Origin of the sequence: Glutamicibacter halophytocola (genome assembly GCF_001302565.1) — a bacterium.
Classification (GTDB): domain Bacteria; phylum Actinomycetota; class Actinomycetes; order Actinomycetales; family Micrococcaceae; genus Glutamicibacter; species Glutamicibacter halophytocola.
Window position 1 is genome coordinate 1677493 of sequence record NZ_CP012750.1, and the last position, 19268, is coordinate 1696760.

The 19268-nt window shown below is 62.9% G+C and carries 17 protein-coding genes and 1 pseudogene; 9 read left to right on the top strand and 9 right to left on the bottom strand.

Annotated features, from left to right (window positions below):
* Positions 1 to 57: 57 nt before the first annotated feature.
* Positions 58 to 726 (bottom strand): DNA-3-methyladenine glycosylase, encoded by a 669-nt coding sequence (locus tag AOZ07_RS07670; RefSeq protein ID WP_236995294.1) that lies wholly within the window; start codon positions 724 to 726, stop codon positions 58 to 60.
* A gap of 277 nt (positions 727 to 1003) precedes the next feature.
* Between AOZ07_RS07670 and AOZ07_RS07675 the strand changes: the two genes are divergently transcribed.
* Together AOZ07_RS07675 and AOZ07_RS07680 are read left to right on the top strand one after the other, a co-directional pair.
* A complete protein-coding gene (locus tag AOZ07_RS07675) occupies positions 1004 to 2224 on the top strand; it encodes an ammonium transporter (RefSeq protein WP_060703365.1) in 1221 nt (406 codons plus the stop codon).
* A gap of 140 nt (positions 2225 to 2364) precedes the next feature.
* Entirely contained in the window at positions 2365 to 4557 is a 2193-nt protein-coding gene (locus AOZ07_RS07680) for a catalase (protein WP_417935214.1), read from the top strand.
* 215 nt (positions 4558 to 4772) lie between these two features.
* On the opposite strand, the gene AOZ07_RS07685 is transcribed toward AOZ07_RS07680, so the two are convergent.
* Positions 4773 to 4964, bottom strand: coding sequence for a CsbD family protein (locus AOZ07_RS07685; protein ID WP_060701468.1), 192 nt, complete (start codon positions 4962 to 4964; stop codon positions 4773 to 4775).
* Between the two features lie 196 nt (positions 4965 to 5160).
* Between AOZ07_RS07685 and AOZ07_RS18765 the strand changes: the two genes are divergently transcribed.
* A complete protein-coding gene (locus AOZ07_RS18765; RefSeq protein ID WP_194943834.1) occupies positions 5161 to 5325 on the top strand; it encodes a hypothetical protein in 165 nt (54 codons plus the stop codon).
* A 175-nt stretch (positions 5326 to 5500) separates the two neighbouring features.
* Here the strand turns inward: AOZ07_RS18765 and AOZ07_RS07690 are convergent, their stop codons facing one another.
* A complete protein-coding gene (locus AOZ07_RS07690; RefSeq protein WP_060701469.1) occupies positions 5501 to 6031 on the bottom strand; it encodes a hypothetical protein in 531 nt (176 codons plus the stop codon).
* Between the two features lie 405 nt (positions 6032 to 6436).
* Complete coding sequence (locus tag AOZ07_RS19050) at positions 6437 to 6832, bottom strand: hypothetical protein (RefSeq protein ID WP_060701470.1); 396 nt, start codon at positions 6830 to 6832, stop codon at positions 6437 to 6439.
* Here AOZ07_RS19050 and AOZ07_RS19240 point away from each other — a divergent pair.
* Positions 6831 to 7109: pseudogene (locus AOZ07_RS19240) on the top strand (M23 family metallopeptidase); the annotation flags it as partial. The gene AOZ07_RS19050 and the pseudogene AOZ07_RS19240 sit on opposite strands and share 2 nt — an antisense overlap.
* A 344-nt stretch (positions 7110 to 7453) precedes the next feature.
* On the opposite strand, the gene AOZ07_RS19060 reads toward AOZ07_RS19240, so the two are convergent.
* Positions 7454 to 8074 (bottom strand): hypothetical protein, encoded by a 621-nt coding sequence (locus tag AOZ07_RS19060; protein ID WP_236995296.1) that lies wholly within the window; start codon positions 8072 to 8074, stop codon positions 7454 to 7456.
* Between the two features lie 16 nt (positions 8075 to 8090).
* Between AOZ07_RS19060 and AOZ07_RS19065 the strand changes: the two genes are divergently transcribed.
* The 4 genes from AOZ07_RS19065 to AOZ07_RS07725 all read left to right on the top strand — a co-directional run bounded on the left by AOZ07_RS19065 (position 8091) and on the right by AOZ07_RS07725 (position 12700).
* Positions 8091 to 8462 carry a hypothetical protein gene (locus AOZ07_RS19065; protein ID WP_236995297.1) on the top strand — a complete coding sequence of 124 codons (372 nt, stop codon included), beginning with the start codon at positions 8091 to 8093 and terminating at the stop codon, positions 8460 to 8462.
* Between the two features lie 170 nt (positions 8463 to 8632).
* Positions 8633 to 10198: a signal recognition particle protein gene (gene ffh / locus AOZ07_RS07715; RefSeq protein WP_060701474.1), complete on the top strand. Its 1566-nt coding sequence runs from the start codon at positions 8633 to 8635 to the stop codon at positions 10196 to 10198.
* Positions 10185 to 11414 carry a hypothetical protein gene (locus tag AOZ07_RS07720; RefSeq protein WP_194943836.1) on the top strand — a complete coding sequence of 410 codons (1230 nt, stop codon included), beginning with the start codon at positions 10185 to 10187 and terminating at the stop codon, positions 11412 to 11414. The genes ffh and AOZ07_RS07720 overlap by 14 nt, the downstream gene beginning before the upstream one ends.
* Before the next feature lie 92 nt (positions 11415 to 11506).
* Positions 11507 to 12700: a hypothetical protein gene (locus tag AOZ07_RS07725; RefSeq protein WP_060701476.1), complete on the top strand. Its 1194-nt coding sequence runs from the start codon at positions 11507 to 11509 to the stop codon at positions 12698 to 12700.
* A 112-nt stretch (positions 12701 to 12812) separates the two neighbouring features.
* Here the strand turns inward: AOZ07_RS07725 and AOZ07_RS07730 are convergent, their stop codons facing one another.
* Positions 12813 to 14510 carry an AMP-binding protein gene (locus tag AOZ07_RS07730; RefSeq protein ID WP_060703366.1) on the bottom strand — a complete coding sequence of 566 codons (1698 nt, stop codon included), beginning with the start codon at positions 14508 to 14510 and terminating at the stop codon, positions 12813 to 12815.
* Positions 14511 to 14740: 230 nt separating this feature from the next.
* On the opposite strand from AOZ07_RS07730, the gene AOZ07_RS07735 reads away from it, so the two are divergent.
* Positions 14741 to 15541: an IclR family transcriptional regulator gene (locus AOZ07_RS07735; RefSeq protein ID WP_060701477.1), complete on the top strand. Its 801-nt coding sequence runs from the start codon at positions 14741 to 14743 to the stop codon at positions 15539 to 15541.
* 32 nt (positions 15542 to 15573) lie between these two features.
* Here the strand turns inward: AOZ07_RS07735 and AOZ07_RS07740 are convergent, their stop codons facing one another.
* The 3 genes from AOZ07_RS07740 to AOZ07_RS07750 are packed head-to-tail and all read right to left on the bottom strand — an operon-like array spanning position 15574 to position 19240.
* Positions 15574 to 16536, bottom strand: coding sequence for a beta/alpha barrel domain-containing protein (locus tag AOZ07_RS07740; protein WP_060701478.1), 963 nt, complete (start codon positions 16534 to 16536; stop codon positions 15574 to 15576).
* Positions 16533 to 17792: a CaiB/BaiF CoA transferase family protein gene (locus tag AOZ07_RS07745; RefSeq protein ID WP_060701479.1), complete on the bottom strand. Its 1260-nt coding sequence runs from the start codon at positions 17790 to 17792 to the stop codon at positions 16533 to 16535. Before AOZ07_RS07745 ends, AOZ07_RS07740 begins: the two co-directional genes overlap by 4 nt.
* Positions 17793 to 17821: 29 nt before the next feature.
* On the bottom strand, positions 17822 to 19240 hold the full coding sequence (locus AOZ07_RS07750; RefSeq protein ID WP_060701480.1) for a GntP family permease: 1419 nt from the start codon (positions 19238 to 19240) through the stop codon (positions 17822 to 17824).
* Between the last annotated feature and the right edge of the window lie 28 nt (positions 19241 to 19268).

A 19268-nucleotide genomic window follows, 5' to 3' on the forward strand; every position in this document is an offset into this window, starting at 1 on the left:
AGTTAATAGCAAAACAGAGCTGGCGCTGAACCATTCCTGGTTCAGCGCCAGCTCTGTTTATCCACGTGGCTTTGCTGGGGGTACCGGAGCGTCCCTCCCTGGACGGAAGGCAGAAACCGTCGGGTCGCCTTTCAGCCAGAATCGCCAAGGATAAGCAGGCCCACCGGCGACTCCTGCCACCCCGACACGAGGTCCTCTGGCAATATCACTCTCTGCCACTCCGCTTTGGACAATATGAAATGGCTCAGCCAGCAAATCCAAGCCGTCATGAGATTCACGAGTAATACCCATAGCCGCCGCGAGATTGCCAGGGCCGCGGGCCAACTGAGCATCCTTGACGTAATTCGATGCAGAGCGCGTACTCTGCTTGGCATGTCTTCGTTCCCGCGCCAGGTCGAGCCCCTGGACAATCTGTCCTGAACGTATCAAAACACCGGAAGCCACGTGTTCCTGTGAGCACACCAGATTCAACGCGAAGTGCATCCCATAGGTGAAATACACATAGGCGTGGCCCGGTGGCAGGAACATCGAGGCGTTGCGAGCGGTCTTCCGATCCTTGGAATGGCTACCCGGATCGTAGGGGCCGGTGGACCCGACCCCCAGATAGGCTTCGGTCTCCGTGATCCGCAGGCCTACCAGTCCCTGCGGAGAATCGACGCTGAGGATCGAGCCCAGCAGGCGAGGGGCCACGCTGAGCGCATCAGGCATGAAGAAGGATCGGTCCACGACCCCAGTATGCCAGCGCGTCCCCTTCCAGGCTTTTTCGCCCTGCATTCACACGGACACCGGCCATTCGTGAAGGCTTTGAAACATGCCGGAAACCGGTACGAGAACCAAACGTTACCCCCAAGCGCTCTTGGATACATTCTTGAAATGCGGCAGCGAGGGAACCGAAACATCGTTAGCGAAGAATAGTTTCAACACCGGGCCAATAACACCGCAAACTGCAGCAGGGCCCGACTCGCCACCGATACACCAAACACCTTGAGGGGAAGTGATCCAGATGGAGTTGGACGTAGCCAGCTTATGGATCCTGATAGCAGCCGCACTCGTACTGATGATGACGCCGGCACTGGGACTTTTCTACGGCGGCATGACGCGCGCTACCGGCGTCGTGAACATGATGCTGATGAGCTTCTCCGCCGCAGCAATCACCGCCGTTGTCTGGGTGCTATGGGGGTACTCGTTCTCCGCCGGTGAGCCAACCATCGCCGGAATCATCGGAAATCCAATCAGCGATTTCGCCATGCACAACACCGAACAGGCTGACCTGCTTTCGGCAGGGTTCGCTGGCACCTTCGCCATGATTTCGGTGGCCATCATCTCCGGCGCCATCGCCGACCGCGCACGCTTCGCCCCATGGCTGTTCTTCATCCCGCTGTGGGTCACCCTGGTCTATGCGCCGGTTGCCTTCTGGGTATGGGGCGGAGGCCTGCTGTCCGCAGACGGCTTCCTCGGCAAGCTCTTCGGCGAAGCCATCGACTTCGCCGGTGGCGCTGTGGTCCACACCAACGCCGGTATCGCGGCCCTGGTGCTTGCGCTCAAGCTCGGCCAGCGCCATAACTTCCACGACCGCCCGCAGCCGCACAACACCCCGCTGGTCATGCTTGGTGCAGGACTCCTGTGGTTCGGCTGGTTCGGCTTCAACGCCGGCGCAGCGACCACCGTGGAACAGGCCGGCTTGATCTGGGTCAACACTCTGGCCGCGCCAGGCGCCGCAGTGCTTGGCTGGATCCTTGTTGAGAAGCTGCGCGGCGAGCGTGCAAGCTCGGTAGGCGTAGCATCCGGTCTCGTCGCCGGCCTGGTAGCCATCACCCCTTCTTGTGCAGACGTAGCACCATGGGCAGCACTGCTGCTGGGTGTCCTGGCCGGTGCCGGTGCAGCCTGGGCAGTGAACCTGAAGTGGAAGCTCGGCTACGACGACTCGCTTGACGTAGTGGGCGTCCACCTGGTCGCCGGCATCATTGGCACCCTCTTCCTTGGATTCTTTGCACTGCCAAACGAGGAAAGCGCAGGCGGCCTGTTCTACGGCGGCGGTCTCGCACAGCTCTTCGCACAGTTCATGACGCTTCTCGTGGTCATCGTCTTCTCCGCTGGCATGACGTGGATTATCGCCACGGTCATCGGCAAGTTCAGCCCATGGCGTGTATCGGCCGATATCGAAATCGCCGGTATTGACGAAGCTGAGCACAACGAGGCCGGATACCAGCTGGCATCCAAGTAAAGGGGTGGGAGCTGAAAAATAACAAATACATCATCAAGGGGTAGGACACGATTTCGGTGTCCAGGAAACCGCCGGTGGGCCATGCAGCCACCGGCGGTTTCCGCTTTTAACCGGCGTATCCAGGGGCAGATGTGTAAACCATGGGAATCGCTGGAACGGCTGGAGACCGCGAGCCGATGGCCTCTAGCGTGGAGAGCATCCAGCCAGTATTCCCGAGAAGCCAGGAGAACGCCATGGCCAATGAGCCGATGCATCCAACTGATCAAGGGCAGCAGCCGGAATCGGCGCCGGGCCAGGACAGCGACATCCTGACCACATCGCAAGGTGCGCCGGTCAGCGATACCGACCATTCCCTGAAGACCGGCGAACGCGGTCCGACCTTGCTGCAAGACCACCACCTGCGCGAAAAGATCATGCACTTCGACCATGAACGCATTCCAGAACGCGTGGTCCATGCCCGCGGTGCCGGAGCCCATGGCTTCTTCACCAGCTATGGCAACGCCGAGGAGCTGACCCGTGCCAACTTCCTGAAACCCGGACGCACCACCCGCGTTTTCGTGCGGTTCTCCACCGTGGTCGGCTCCCGCGGTTCCATGGATACCGCCCGCGATACCCGCGGCTTCGCCACGAAGTTCTACACGGACGAGGGGATCTTCGACCTGGTGGGGAACAACATGCCGGTGTTCTTCATCCAGGACGGAATCAAATTCCCCGACCTGGTGCACGCTGCGAAGCCGCATCCCGATCGGGAAATCCCGCAGGCGCAATCGGCCCACGATACCTTCTGGGATTTCGTCTCGCTGCACACCCCGGCCCAGGCGCATGTGATGTGGCAAATGAGCGACCGGGCGATCCCGCGCTCCTACCGGATGATGGAAGGCTTTGGCGTGCACACCTTCCGCATGGTCAACGCGCTGGGCAAGTCTTCCCTGGTGAAGTTCCATTGGAAGCCGAAGCTCGGCGTCCATTCGCTGGTTTGGGAGGAATCGCAGTTGGCCGGCGGTGCAGATCCGGATTTCCACCGCCGCGATCTGGCCGAAGCGATTGATGCCGGCGCTTTGCCCGAATGGGAACTGGGCGTGCAGATCTTCGAGGATGACGGCACCTCGAGCTTCGAGGGGATCGACCTGCTGGATCCCACGAAGTTCGTCCCCGAGGAACTGGCTCCAGTCCAGCCGCTGGGCAAGATGGTGCTCGACCGCAATCCGGAGAACTACTTCGCGCAGACCGAGCAGGTCGCCTTCCATCCCGGGCACCTGGTGCCGGGCATCGACATTACCGATGATCCGTTGCTGCAGGCGCGGCTCTTCTCCTACCAGGACACCCAGCTCACGCGCCTGGGCGGCCCGAACTTCGCGCAGATCCCTGTCAACCAGCCGCAGGCACCGGTCAACGACATGTTCCGCGATGGGTTGCACCAGCACCGGGTGCCCGAGGGAATAGCTCCCTATAAGCCGAACTCGCTGGATGGCGGCTGTCCCTACATGGCTCAGCTCGGATCCGGGCAGCTGCCGCCACTGGAGTTCCCGCAGCCAATCGATGCCGGCAGGAAAGAACGCTCCGAACCGGCCAGCTTCTCGGATCACTACAGCCAGGCCCGTTTGTTCTACCTCAGCCTTTCGGGCGTTGAGCGGGCGCACGTGCAACAGTCCTACACCTTTGAGCTGGGCAAATGCACCGATGTCCAGGTGCGCCAGCGGCAGGTGGATTGCCTGGCCAACATCGACACCGGGCTGGCTGCCGGCGTGGCCAGGGCTCTGGGCCTGCCGGCACCGGCGGCACAGGAGCTTGGCGAACCTGAGCGAAGCCCCGCGCTATCCCAGATCGGCAAGAGCTGGCCGGTGGATGGGCGCAAGATCGGGGTCGTGTTCGACCGGAACAACCACGATGATGCGCTGGCCATCCGTTCGGCGCTGAGCGAGCGCGGCATGGCCCCACTGCTGGTTTCGGCCAGGGGCGGAGAAATCGCTGGGGGAGTGGCAATCGACCGGACCTACCTGACGGCGCGGTCCATTGAATTCGACGCGCTGGTGCTGGTCGGGCCGCTGCCTCCGGCCCCGGATGCCGAGGCTCCGCTGGATGCCAAGGCCGGGGATGCTGGCAGCGCTGGGGATCTTGTCGATCCGCGGGCGGGTTTGCTGATCAACGAGGCCTACCGCCATTGCAAGGCCATCATCTGCCTGCCGGGAGAGTCCTCCGGCCTGCTCCGTGCCGTGGGCCTGCCAGATGAGGCTCCGGGAGTCAGCGTGGTCGAGGTCTCCGCGGTGGCCGACAGCGCCGCGCGGCTGCTATCCACGCATCGTGCGTGGGAACGGTTCCCGGCTGCGCGCTAGGCTCCGATTGCCGGGAACCGGGTTGCTGCAGCTTGCCTGCCCCCATCGAGGAATCCTGGATGTTCCGGCTAGGCTATTCAACCGCTGAATAACCGCGCATCGGTCGTGCTGTCTTGCAGGAGGGGAACGAGGGGATAGCGCCCGTGAAAACTCGCTGAACACAAAGTTGCGTCCCATGGAAATCATTCCATGGGACGCAACTGGGTCAGCGAATCTTAGGAGAGATCATCCTTGATGTCCTTGGCAGCATCCTTGACATGTTCCCCAGCCTGCTTGGCCTTGGCTGCGGCTTGGTCCTTGGCGCCTTCGGCCTGCAGACGCTCGTTGTCGGTGGCATCTCCCAAGGCTTCCTTGGCCTTTCCAGATGCTTCCTGGGCCTTGTTCTTGATCTTGTCTCCAATACCCATGGTTCCTGCTTTCTGAATTGATCTGATACTGACAATTTGAACTATAGAACGGATCTCGCCACGGGTTATTTTGGCTGAACGATTGCTGAGTGGTTGCATGGCGCAGCATATGAATCTCGTCCCGGATTTGGCGGGGTGCCCCTTCAACGCAGTGGAAACTGCCGGCGGAGCATCTGTGTCGCCGCGAGGATCCCGGATGGCGCGCACGCCGCTGGATCTGGCCAATGCACTCTGCCTTGCCTCGGAGCGGGCCACCGTGGCCTGGCCCAGCTCCGGGCGGGCAATCCTGCGAAATCTTCGCCGCCTAGCAGTAATGCAACCAGGAAGCAACCGCGGTTGCGACCAGGGGCAGAAAATTTGATTACAACCACCGATGGCGGCTGCTTATGCTGGTCCAGTTCCTGATCCCAGCAGGGGAACAGGCTGGTGGCAGAGCCAGCGCAGGACAGGGCAAACAGGCTGAGACGAACCCCCACGCGCCGGTTTCCCTTCCTGCCAGGCAGCGGGATCTGCGCAGGCCGCATTTCAACGGTCCCTCAGCGGCTGTGCCCATCGCCATCATGATGTTCTTGCGGCGCAAAGCGATCGGCCCAGGTCTCGTCGCTCAATGCCACGAGCTGCTTGATCTGCGAATCGGCCCGGCGTGAAAGATCCTGCAGCAGTGCCCGATCCAGGCGCTGCTCGTGGGGGAGCATGAGCAGCAGCGTCTGCCACATGCGCAGCTTGGCATTGAGCAATCCGGTGAGAACATCCAGTTGGACCTGTGCAGCGGCTTGCGTGTGCTGCCGCAACGGGTTGAACGGGTTGGCCTTCCCGGCAAGCCGGGCCACAGGAGCCAGGAGCTTTCCGATTGGGCGCGGGCTGCAGCCGAGCGCAGCCATGATCTTCTTCAGATCCTCTTGGTCCGCCTTCACTTGCTGGTGCAGGGATTCAAAGCGTTCTTCGAAGGCAGTTCCGGCCCAAGTGCCGTGTGCAGCCTTGAAATGATCAAGCCCGGATTCGGAGCCCAGCAGATGCCGGTCGAGGTAGCGATGCAAAGTGTCCTGGTCGATCGTCGATGGCGCCATGGCTTCGATTCTCCAATTGGTTCGGGGAATTCCTTGTTCGCTTCGAAACCCTAGGGCACCGCCGCCACGCAACCAATCCACGTCAACGGATCTGCAGGTGGCGTCCAGCTAGCAACGGTGGCCTTGCCTGGGCCTGTTGTTCTTCGCATCTAAGCAGTTCAACGGGCCAGCTTGCCCAGGCTGCCGAATCTATCCGTCGTGCTCAGCGGATGCCCGCAAAGCTTGGAAACCAAGAGTTGGCATCGCGGAGGTTTTTATGAGTCAAGACGAACTATGGTCATTGCATGCTTCTGGGACTATCCTGAGAGCCTGTTGTTGATTTGCGGTTTTGGGGGACTGGCAAGTTATGAAGCGACGTCATCACGATTTGGATATTTCTGTGCCTTCACAGGCACCGGCAACCACTCATGGATTTGCATATTTCGCTTTGGGGATCGCAGCGGTTGTGGGACTGAGCAGCGCGACGGCGTGGCCAGTTCCGCCGCCAGTTCGCGTGGCCTCCAGCGACATGGCCATTGAACAATCGGCTATCGCACCGCCGGGCCTCGTGCTGGTGACGGCACCCGAGTCGCAGGAGCCACTGCTCGGCGTGGTCGGCACGCTCAGCTCGGTTCCGAAGAGCGCTGCGATTGGGCAGGCCGACTCCCGATCAGCCCACGGTGCCATCCACCCGCAAGCTATAGCCAACCAGCCCGCTGCGGCAGCGCAGGCGCAGCCGGCGTATCGGGCAGCCGCAAGCAACGCGCTGATCAGGCCAAACCTGCTGTCTTTCCAGCTCATGCGTCCTGTGTCTACGAGCATGATTTCCAGCCCCTTCGGATGGCGCGGAAATCCGACAGGTCCTGGCCGGCAAATCCACATCGGCCAGGACTATCCCATAGCTTGCGGCTCGCCGGTGAGAGCTAGCGAGGACGGTATTGTTGTGGTCGCCTCATGGGCCGGCCATTCGGGAAATCGCGTCACCATTGACCACGGCAATCGGATCCAGACCGGATACAGCCACAATTCCCTGATCCTCGTTGGTGTAGGGCAAAGGGTAAGCCAAGGCCAAGTCATTGCCTTGGCGGGCACCACCGGCAATTCCACTGGCTGCCACGTCCACTTCGAGGTCATCGTCGATGGCCAGTGGCAGAACCCGAGCAAATATCTGGCCATGGGCCCAGGGCAATTCGCTTCGATGTTTCTCCCGGATGCTCCAGCGGTGACGGCCAGCCGATTCCTCGCCGGCCAAAGTCCCCAGCGTCCACCAGCTCGCAGCTTGCAGGCTGCAGCGCAGCACCCCGCAAAAGCACCGCTGCACGAAGCGAAGAACGCAGCAAAGAAGCCGGTTCGCGCCCAGGGATCATCAAGCTCGAAGCCCGCGGCATCGCCGGCCGCAAAGCACCGGACGGACACGGCGAAAACCACGGCTCCAAAGGTTCTTCAGCCGCGGCGCACGGCGCCAACCAAGCAGGCCGAGAAGCCACGCCCGGCAGGCACGCCGCCAGCAACGCCAACAAGGCCTGCATTACCGAGCGCTTCGCCGTCGCCGACGGAGCGCGCACAGACAATTACACCGGTGCCCACGCCAAAACCGAGCACGGCCAAGCCCACCGCATCTCCGAGCCTCGACGCGACATCCAGCCCGACTGCCACGCCAACCGCTTCGGCAAGTGCAAAGCCTTCGCTGGCTCCAAAGCCGACGCAAGAATCCAAGCCGAGCATCGCGCCTTCGCCATCGCCGTCGGTGCAGCCATCATCATCGCCTGAATCGCCGAAGCCCACACCGAGCACATCGCCCAGCGTGCCGCCCGCCGATGCCAGCCAGGCACCCATCGCTGATTCCCAGCCAACCGAAGGACCAGCAGGGGAGCCATCGCCTGAGCCAACAACCGCTTTGGAAGTGAACCTCAAAGTTCCGGAGAAGGCTCCAACAGGAATCGTGCCCAAGGCCGAGCCGTCATCAAAGGCCCCAGCCAAGAAAACGCCGCCGGCAACCAAGGTGAGCGCCGGGAAGGCCATGGAATCCGAGGCGCCGGCCCGCCCTGCTGTGCAGGAAGCCAAGCCTGCCACGAAGCCCGTGAAGAGGAAGCCTGCTCAAGCGGCCACCGCCGCGCCGGCAAAGAAGCCCATTGCTAAGGCTTCAGTCGCCAAGTCCACGGTGCAGATCGCTAAGGCCAAAGCACCAGTTGCTAAGCCCAAGGTGCCGGTCGCTAAGCCCAAGGCTTCCGTTGCCAAGCCCATAGCGACAGTAGCCAAGCCCAAGGCTCCTATTGCCAAGGCCCAGGTGCCGGTAGCGAAGAAGGCCGCCCCGGCTCCGATCCCGCCCAAGAAGCTTGTGGGAGCTGTACCACCGGTCAGGCAGGCCGCCAGCAAGGCCCCGCCGAAGCCAGCTTCCGCAGAACCGCGCAGCGCAGCCGTGGCCGCCAAGCCGGAAGCGAGCGCTCCGTAGCAACTGCCAGCTGCGCGCCCGCAGCCCAGGACACCCCTTGGCTACGGGCGCGCACCGCGAAGTGATATGGAACTGGTTAGATCGTGCCGTGATTCTTGATATTCTTATAAGTCGAGTCCTGTGCGTTTTTGACGCGCACCACAAGACCTATCGAAAGAAGTGCCCGGCACGTGTTTAATTCACTTTCCGATCGCCTGACAGCAACCTTCAAGAACCTGCGCGGCAAGGGCCGCCTGACTGAAGCAGACATCGACGGTACCGTCCGCGAAATCCGCCGTGCCCTGCTCGACGCTGACGTTGCCGTCTCGGTGGTCCGCGCCTTCGTGGCCCAGGTGAAAGAACGCGCACTGGGTGCCGAGGTTTCCGAGTCCCTGAACCCGGGCCAGCAGGTCGTCAAGATCGTCAATGAGGAGCTTGTTGGCATCCTCGGTGGCGAAACCCGCCGCCTGAACCTGGCCAAGAACCCTCCAACGGTGATCATGCTCGCCGGTTTGCAGGGTGCCGGCAAGACCACCCTGGCCGGTAAGCTGGCCAAGCACCTGAAGTCCGAGGGCCACACCCCGATGCTGGTGGCCTGCGACCTGCAGCGCCCCAATGCAGTCAAGCAGCTGCAGATCAACGGTGAGCGTGCTGGCGTTCCGGTCTACGCGCCGCACCCGGGCGTCTCCTCGGAGTTCGACACCCCAACCGGCGACCCGGTCGCCGTTGCCCGCGACGGCATCGCCGAAGCCAAGTCCAAGCTGCACGATGTGGTGATCGTCGATACCGCCGGCCGCCTGGGCGTGGACACCGAGATGATGGCCCAAGCCGCGAACATCCGCGCCGCCATCAACCCGGACGAAGTGCTCTTTGTCATCGATGCCATGATCGGCCAGGACGCGGTCAACACCGCCCAGGCCTTCCACGAGGGCGTCGACTTCACCGGCGTGGTGCTTTCCAAGCTCGATGGCGATGCCCGCGGTGGCGCCGCCCTGTCGGTAGCCTCGGTGACCGGCAAGCCGGTCATGTTCGCCTCCACCGGCGAAAACCTGGACGACTTCGAGATCTTCCACCCGGACCGCATGGCTTCGCGCATCCTGGACATGGGCGACGTCATGACGCTCATCGAGCAGGCCGAGAAGAACTGGGACAAGGGCGAAGCCGAGCGGATGGCGAAAAAGTTCGCCGACCAGGAAGACTTCACCCTGGACGACTTCCTCGCCCAGATGGCCCAGATCAAGAAGATGGGCTCGATGAAGAAGCTGCTGGGCATGATGCCCGGCGCGCAGATTTCCCGACAGCAGCTGGAGCAGTTCGACGAGCGCCAGATCGACCGCGTGGAAGCCATCGTCCGCTCGATGACCCCGCATGAGCGTGTCGCGCCGAAGATCATCAACGGCTCGCGCCGCGCGCGTATCGCCAAGGGTTCGGGCGTCTCGGTCTCCGAGGTCAACCAGATGCTTGAGCGCTTCACCGAAGCGCAGAAGATGATGAAGAAGATGGCCGCTGGCGGCGGCATCCCGGGCATGCCAGGCGCTGGCAAGGGCGCTGCCCGCAAGGCGAAGGCCAAGGGCAAGGGCAAGAAGCAGCAGAAGTTCGGCAACCCGGCCAAGGCCGCGCAGGCCGAGCTGGAGGCCAAGAACAAGAAGTCTTCGGCACCAGCCGGGGCCTCCTTCGGACAGGGCGCCAACCAGGACTTCGATCCATCGAGCCTGAACTTGCCAGCCGGCTTCGAAAAGTACCTTGGCAACAAGTAGTCACGAGTCCTTGCAGGGCGGCGACCAGGCGCAAACGCTGGTCGCCGCCCTGACTCTTATCTTCGAAGAACCGAACGCCGGGCAGGCCGAAGCCAAGGTCCGCGAACTGCTGGCCGCTCGTGAGGTCATCTCTGTGGTCTCCATCCCGGTGCCCTGGAATGGACTGTCCATTATCGAGATCAGCATCGCGGTAAATCCCGAAGGCCTGTTGTTTTTGGCCAACGCGGGAGGCAGCCTGAGGCTGGGCCAGCAGGTCGAGGATTTCGCGCTGGCGTTGAAGCTGGGCACCGGTGCGCTATATGTCGACCAGGACGACATCGAGGTGCAAAGCGGGGAACCCATCGACGATCCGCGGCTGGAGGCCATGCCTTCGGGGCGTTCCCTGGTCATCGGCGCGCTGAACGAGCCGGACATGGGGATGTGGGCGTCCGCGAGCAAAACCAGCTGGCAGCTTTTGCCGCCGGAGCCCGGGGCCGCAGCCGTGGCCGTGCACGAGGGCTTTTTGGTGGGCGGGGTTATTTCGTCGAGCCAGCATCCGGCGATTATGCTCAGCCGCACCGGAGCGCGATTCACCGCGAGCTTCTGGTTCCGCAAGCAAGCGGTTAAGCTCGGCGGGCTTCCAGCCTGGGTTCATATCTGGCCAGTCGCGGCCAGCCCCGCTTTCTGGCCGGCGGAACAAAGTCCCGCCAGAAGGGAATTGGACTGGTTGATAGCCAACCAGGACAGCATCGATGAGCAGGAGCTTGATGAGCTCGCTGGGCTATCGGTGGGCGCCCAAGAGATCGAAAGGCTCAAGCAGGTACTGGTCGGCACCGGCAGCCTGGAATCGGTGGAGCGGGTGCTGGAAGCCTTTGGGCACGAACCGGCGCTGGCCCGCTACCTGGAGGATGCAGTTCTTCCCGAGGGCGCGCGGCAGATCGAGCCGGTGGGCATGGCAAAGGCCGTGGGCCGAGCCATGATTGCCGAATCCCGAAAGATCAATGCCCGGCCGCGGTGGTACAACGCGTCGTCGTGGAAGCCTGTGGCGCAGCTGGTGCTAGGCCTTGCGGAGGCATTGGTGTTCTCGCTGATGCTGGCAGGAACCAATTGGCAAGAGCCTTGGATGCCGCTCTGGGCCATCGTGCTGCTACTGGTGCTTGGCTATGCGGATGCTGCCGGGAACACGGCCTTCGGCGCGCTGCGCTGGTGGCGTTCCCGGGGCCGACGCTACCGCTAGCGTTGGCCCGTACGTTCTCTTCCAAGTGGGTACCGGTTAGCGCCTATGATTGACATATTGCCATCTTCAATTGACCAAAGGGGCTACTCTTCGTGGATTCAACCGAGTTCAACTACCTCAACCTAGAGTTCATTTTCATGGGCGACAAGCCAGACGCTGCCGAAGTCGTGCGCACCGCATTGGCCGACCGCCGATTGCTGGGATTCGTTGGGGGAGCCGTCGAGCGAGAGAACTCCACCGAGGTACTCGCCGAGGTTGCAACTGTCAGCGAAGCCCGGGATGCGGTGCTCTACCGCATCGATGCCAAGGGCAAATTGCGCGAAGGTTCCCGGGTCACCAAGCTGGTGCACGAATTGAAGAACTCGACCGAGGCCGACTACGTGCTGGTTGACGGAGATGAGATCGACGGGCCAACCCCCGATGATGACATTCTCGGGGATCTCGGGACCACCAATGAGCTGCTTCACGGGGCAACGCTGAAGGCCTCGGAACTGGTGCTCGCCGCCGGCTTTGACGATAACCAGATCACCGTATGGAACACTGATTCTGGACTCATGGCAATGCCGACCCAGTCAATTTTCCCGCCTGGAATCGCTCGTTCCAACCGCCCATTCCTGTCCCTGTCCCGCACCGGCAATGTCATCATGGCCACCGTTGAGGCCAAGCGCCCGCGGCGCGAGCTCTATGGCCCTTCGTTGACGATGGTTCTGGATCTTGAACGCCAGGTCATTCTTGAGCCCGAGGCGGATTCTCCAGCCGAGCAGCGCCTCAAGGAACTTGATGCGCTGATCTTGGGCATCGATGAGCAGACCGTGCAGCTGCTGGATGAACTGGTCTCCGACCCATTGGCACGAGACGAGGCTATGGGTCTGTTGCAGCGTCCGGTTGATTTGGCGGGCATGAAGCGCTTTGTCGCCTTGCTGGGCTTCGATCCGCGAAGCGTAGACTACCTGACCGGCCGCCCGATTCCGGAGGACCGCCGTGTCATTTCCACCGGCGGGCCTTTCCGGAGCTTGCGCGCCGCCTTGAGCGAGCAGGAACGCGAAGCCACCGGCCTCAAGCGGGTGCTCTTCCGTGCAGGGTGGAACCCGCAGGCCTTGATCGGCTCCGGTGCTTTCGTCTTGGCCTCTGGGCTGGGCGTTCATGCGGTATTGGCCAAGAGCGAGAAGTTCGCATGGCTTCCCAAGCCAGCCCGCCAGCTGCTGATGCTCGCTTGGTACGCTGACGGAGCGTTCTATCTGGGCAAGGGAATTGCTGATGCCGCCAAGGCCAAAAGAGATTTCTGAGCCATAACCGGCAGATCTTCATGGGGCACCGGCGGGGAGCAGCTCGATTGAGCTGCTCCCCGCCGGTGCCCTACTGCGTTGAATGCACCCAAGCATCCTAAGCTGCGATAGTTCAGTCCTGGAAGTCGGTATCGCGGAATTCATGGGGCGGGACTTTGCCGGCCGCATGCTGCTCTTCTTCGGCCAGGCGCAATTCAACCCGGCGGATCTTCCCGGATATGGTCTTGGGCAGATCCGAGAATTCCAAGCGGCGAATCCGCTTGTACGGGGCCAAATGCTCACGGCAGAACCCGAGGATATCTTTCGCGGTACCAGCGCTGGGCTCGTAGCCGGAAGCCAGGATGACAAAGGCCTTGGGCACCGAGAGCTTCAGCGGATCCGGTGAAGGGACGACAGCAACTTCGGCCACGGCGGGATGCTCCAAAACCACGGACTCCAGTTCAAATGGGCTGAGCTTGTAATCGCTGGATTTGAAGACATCGTCAGCCCGCCCGATGTAGGTCAGGATCCCTTCTTCATCGCGTTCGGCAATATCCCCGGTGTGGTAGAGCCCGTCGCGCATGACTTCGCCGGTCTTCTCCTGATCATCAAAATAGCCCTTCATCAGGCCCACCGGACGTGGATCCAGGCGCAGGCAGATTTCGCCAACCTCGGCCAGCTGGCCGGTGGTTGGATTGCGCAGTTCGACATCATATCCAGGCATCGGGCGCCCCATGGCACCCACCTTGAGCGGCTCCCCGGGTGAATTGGCGATTTGCACGGTGGTTTCGGTCTGCCCATAGCCGTCGCGGATCACCTGGCCCCACGCGTTGCGCACCTGGTCGATGACTTCGGAGTTCAGCGGTTCGCCGGCCGAAACCAGTTTGCGCGGAGGATTTTCCAGTATGGCAAGTTCCGCCTGGATCAAATAGCGCCAGACGGTCGGCGGCGCGCAGAAGCTCGTGACGTTTTCCTTCTCCATCTGGCCCATCAGCGCCACCGGGTCGAAGCGGTCATAGTTGAAGACAAAGACGGTGGCCTCGGCGATCCACGGGCCAAAGAAATTCGACCAGGCGTGCTTGCCCCAGCCGGGGGAGGCGACGTTCAAATGAACGTCGCCGGGTTCCAGCCCAATCCAGAACATGGTTGCCAGATGGCCCACCGGATACGAGGTATGGGTGTGCTGCACGAGCTTGGGCTGGGAGGTGGTTCCGGAGGTGAAATACAGCAGCAAGTTCTCGTCGGCACGAGTTGGGGCATCCAGCGAGAACTCGATGGGTGCGCGATGCGAATCCTCGAAATGCAAGGTTCCAGCCTCGGGGACTCCGCCCACCTGCACGATGGTGCGGGACCCGGGAACTGCGTGGAGCTTTTCCAGCTGGCCGTGACCGGCGATGACCCATGAAGCGTTGCCGCGTTCGAACCGGTCAGCCAGATCCTCGCTGGTGGCCTGGGTGGTCGTGGGGATGATCACGGCGCCCAGCTTCATGCCGGCCAGCATCGTTTCCCACAGCGCCACCTCGTTGCCGAGCATCACAATGATCGCCTCGCCGCGCCGCAGCCCGTGATCGCTCAGCCAGCGGGCCACCTGGGTGGAGCGCGCGGAGAGCTCGGACCAGCTATATCGGGCGGTGCTGCCATCTGGTTCAGCCAGGATCAGCGCGGGTTCGCTGGCGCGCTGCGGATCCTGCGCGATGGCGTCGAACCAGTCATAGGCGAAGTTGAAGTCGGTGAATTCCGGCCAGGCGAACTCGGCCCGGGCCCTGTGGTAGTCATCGCGGGCGTCCAAAAGCAGGTCGCGTGCGGCTCGGAACTTCTCGGTATTGCTCATCGCAGTCCTTTGCGTCGGGGCGACATCGCCAGCGCCGTCATTGTTCATTGCCACCCAATATACGGTAGCGATCAGCGGGACAAAGCGCCGCCTGACCGTGTGCATGAGGCGGGATCCAGAGGCCCGGTTTTCCCTTGAAGCCTCCCTGATCAATCCAGCAGTGCGGCCCCGGAGGCGCGGTGGGAGAAAGAATTGGACGGTAATGGCTGTGATGGTCTAGCGTCTGAAATATGCCAAAGGAACAAGGTCCCGCCAAGAAACAGAATCCGCTTCTTGTGCTGGGAAAAATCAGCGCCATCCTTGATTCCTTTTCCTTGCGCCAGCCGGTTCTGACCCTCTCTGATTTGCGCGAGGCCACCTCCATGCCAGCCTCCACGGTCCAGCGGCTGGTGGCCAACCTGGTGGAGCAGGGCTTCTTGGACCGCGAGGGCGATGGCTATCGCATTGGCATGAAGATGGCCTACTGGGCTGCCCCTGCCACACGCGGCAAGGAAGTGCTCGACGTGATCAGCCCGCTGCTCGCAGAACTCCGGGACGGCACCGGGGAAACGGCCTGCCTTTTCCGTGCCGAAGCGGTGTACCGGGTCTGCGTTGGCATCGCCGAAACCCGCCACGTCCTGCGCCGGGAAATGCACTTGGGAGAGCTGGCGCCGCTGCATGCCGGCTCTGCCGGCCGTGTGCTGCTGGCCTGGAAGCCGGAGCTGATGCAGCGGCTGGTTGAGGGCTCGCTGGAGTCCCTGACCTCCTCGACGATAACCGGCCTTGATGACTTGCAGGCGGCTGTGGAGGCGACCCGCGCTGATGGTTTTGCCATCACCATCGGAGAGCGCGAAAGCGGCGCCTCCGGCTTGTCGGCACCGGTTTTCGACTCGGCGGCCCGATTGGTGGCTGCCGTGACCATTAGCGGACCGACCCTGCGCATGCCGCAAGCGGTCTGCGAGAGCTGGGTTGAGCCTTTGCTGGAAACGGCTGAGCGGATGACCCGCTTGATAGGCGGGCGTTTCCCCGGGGAAACCCACCGCCCCGCATAGCGGCGAGGCGATGGGCTGATCGTTCGCGGTTCCTAGGACCGGGCGCTGCCCATGGCGCGGGGACCCGAGGGGATCACCCATTCGAAGGCCTTGGCCTTGGACCGGGCTCCCTGGGCCGACTTCGACCGGTTCGGCTCGCCCAGCTGGGCCAGCAGCGATTCGGAAAGCTGCACCAGTTCGCCAAAGCGTTCCGGGGTCAGCCACTGGGGACGGGTAGCGAAGAGGATATCCTCGCTCGACGTATTGCCGCTGGCCCCTGGAGCGAAGGGGCAGCCGCCCAGTCCGCCCAACGCGCCGTCCACCACGTCGGCCCCGGCGGCGATGGCAGCCAAGGTATTGGCCACTCCCAGCCCCCAGGTGTCGTGGCCGTGGAAGACGATGCGCCGCTGCGGCGAATTGGCGCGCACATTGCTGATCAGCGAGGCCACCTGGGCGGGGACCGCCTGGCCCAAGGTGTCGCAGATGACGATGTCGCAGGTTCCTTCGGCCCGGGGGTCATTGGCGATCTCCAGCACCCGAGACTCGGGAACCTGGCCGTCAAAGGGGCAGGTGAATGAGGTGGCCAGGCACAGCTGGATTCTGCCGTTGACCGCGTGCGCGTACCCGATGGCCTCGGGCAGGGCCTCCAGGCTCGCTTCGGTGCTGCGCGAGATGTTGGCCTGGTTATGCGCGTCGGACACCGAGAGGCAGTACTGGAAGTTGGTGATGCCGGCCTTGGCCGCCTTGGCGACATGTCCGGGCGTGGCCACCCAGATCCAGCAGTGGGCCAGTTCCTCCGCGGTCAGCGCCTCGGCCACCGCCAGGGTATTGGCCATCGGAGGGACCAGGTCGGCGCGGGCCATCGAGCCCAGCTCGATTTCCTGGACACCCAGGCGCAGCAGTTCCCGGACGGTCGCGATTTTCTGCTCGGTGTCCAGCAGCTTTCCGGTCAGCTGCAGGCCGTCGCGCAGGGTGACGTCGCGCAGGGTCGCTGCCGGGGTGAAGGAGTAGCTCATGCTTGGCTCGTTTCGCTGTTGGTGGCTTTGATGATTTCTTCTGGGCTGTAGCCCAGCAGGGTGCCCAGGATTTCTCCGGTATGCTCGCCCAGGTCCGGGCCGAGGCTGCGGATGGGCAGGGAGGCGGATCCCATCACCGGCACTATTCCGGGGAATCCAACCTCGGGCAGGATTTCCTCGCCGGTGGATACGCTGAAGTTCTGGATCATGTTGCGGGCCTGGTATTGCGGCTCGTTCACGATGTCCTCGGCGGTGTAGATGGGACCGGCCGGCACTCCGGCGGCGTCGAGGATCTCCAACGCCGCCTTGGAGTCCACAGTGCTGCTCCATGCGCCGATGGCCTCATCGAGCATTTCGCGTTGTTCCCACCGTTGGGCGTTGGATTTCAAGGATTCATCGCCGGCCAGGTCGGGGCGCCCGATGGCTTCCATGTACCGGCGGTAGATTCCATCGCCATTTCCGGCCACGACGATGCTCGCTCCGTCGGCACAGAGATAGGCGTTGGAGGGAGCGATGCCTTCCATGCGCCCGCCGGTGCGGGTGCGCGATTCACCATAGGCGCCCTGGTCTGGGATGAGCGATTCCATCATGGAGAACATGGCCTCGTGCAATGCCACGTCGATGATTCGATGATCGAGCGGCAGGGGCTTGCCAGAGGCGCTCTTGCGGTCGCGTTCAAAGAGCGCCATGACTGCCCCGAAGGCGGCATAGAGCCCGGCAATGGAGTCTCCGATGGATACGCCCACGCGCACCGGCGCCCGGTCCGGGTCGCCGACCAGGTTGCGGAATCCGCTGAAGGCTTCGGCCACCGCGGCAAAGCCGGGGCGTTCGGCCAGCGGGCCGGTTTGGCCGAAGGCGGAGATCCGGGTGATCACCAGGTCGGGGTTGGCGGCGCTGAGCTGCTCGGGGCCCAGGCCCCATTTTTCCAGGGTGCCGGGCCGGAAATTCTCCAGCAATACATCGCATTCGCGCACCAGGTCGAGCACGGCGGCCCGTCCGGCATCGCTGCGCAGATCAAGCACCACCGATTTCTTGTTCCGGTTGATGGTGCGGTAGAGCATCGACACGCTGCCCTTTTTCAACCTCCAGTTGCGCAGTTCGTCGCCGGTTTCGGGGCGTTCGACCTTGATGACTTCGGCACCGAAGTCCGCCAGCAGGCGCCCTGCGGTGGGTGCGGCAATGTAGTTGCCCAGTTCCAGAACGCGGATGCCTTCTAGCGGGGCGATAGCCGGGGTGTTGGCCTCTAAGCGGCTCATGGATAGCTCCTTGGGTCAGCTGGCTGGAATTAGATAAAGATGCTCATGACCAGGACAAGTCCCAGTGCGATCACCGATGCGACGGAGACGCCGACGGTCACGGACTTCAGGGCGCCCCGGACGGTTTGGCCCAAAAGGGATTGCAGGAGCCAGAAGGTGTTGGAGGTGACGTGGATCATGAACAGCGAGCCTGCCCCGGCGGCAAGCGCGATGAGCACCGGATCCAGTCCCAGGGCCGGCGCGATCGGGGCGAGCATGCCGGCGGCGGTGATGGCCGAGAGGGTGACCGAGCCTACCGCGATGTGCAGGACCGCGGCGATGACCCAGACGACAACCAGGGGAGCGACGGCGCTGGCGCTGAAGAATCCGCCGAGGATATCGCCCAGGCCGGCGGCAGCCACGGTGGCAGCCAGCGAACCGCCGGCACCGGTGAGCAGCAGGATCTGGCCGCTTTCCTTGAAGCCGGTGGTGATGGCTTCCTCGACGCCCTGCTGGCCGATGGCGCCGCGTCCCACAATGGTGGTGCCGATCAGTCCGATGAGCAGCGCGACCACCGGGTTGCCGACCAGCTCAAGCACGCCATTGTGGATCTTCGCAATTTCGGTCACCGCGCCGATGGCGATCAGCAGCAGCGACAGCAGCAGTGGCGCAAAAAGCAGCAGCAGCGAGGTTTCCCTCTTGCGCTCCTGATCCACCGCGAGCTTCACGGCGCTGGCCTGTTCGTCCTCGCTGGCGAGGGGAGTCCGGGACATCTGCCCGGGGCCAGATGGGTTGGCCTGCGGGAAGTCGTCTTCTTCGAAGACATGCTGTTCGTCGCGTTCGGGCTTCCAGAACCCGCGGCGGAAGACGAAGGACATCACCATGGTGGCCAGCAGGACCGTGGGCACGACCAGCAGCAGGCCGCAGATCAGCATGGTGCCCAGTGGCACGCCGAGCACGCCGGCCACGGCCAGCGAGCCGACGCCGGGAACCATGAAGATGATGCCGCACTCCAGCGAGATGGCCATGGCGGTGGCCAGGCGCGCGGTGCCCATGGGGCCGATCTTTGGGGCCATGCGCCGTGCCAGCGGGGCGGAAATCACCAGCAGCACGTCGACAAAGATCGACTGCAGCACGGTGCCCATGGCTAATGCCATGGAGTAGGGCAGGTATTTAGGGCCAAAGACGCTGAGCAGTTTTTCCACCAGGCGCCGGATCGCTCCGGCCTGGTTCAGGATCGACCCCATGAGCACGCCGAAGGCGATGAGCAGGCCGACTTCCACCATGATGTCGCCGAAGCCCTGGGTGATGGTTTCGATGGTTTTGGTGATTCCCAGCTGGGTGCTCAGCCCCAGATACAGGGAGCCGAGAATCAGGCCGATGACGGGATTGACCTTGAATTTCACGATCAGCAGCACCGTGGCAAGCACGGCCACGGCGGTGTTTATCAGAATTGCTGTATCTGACATGGGGTTCCGATCTTCATTGAATACGGGA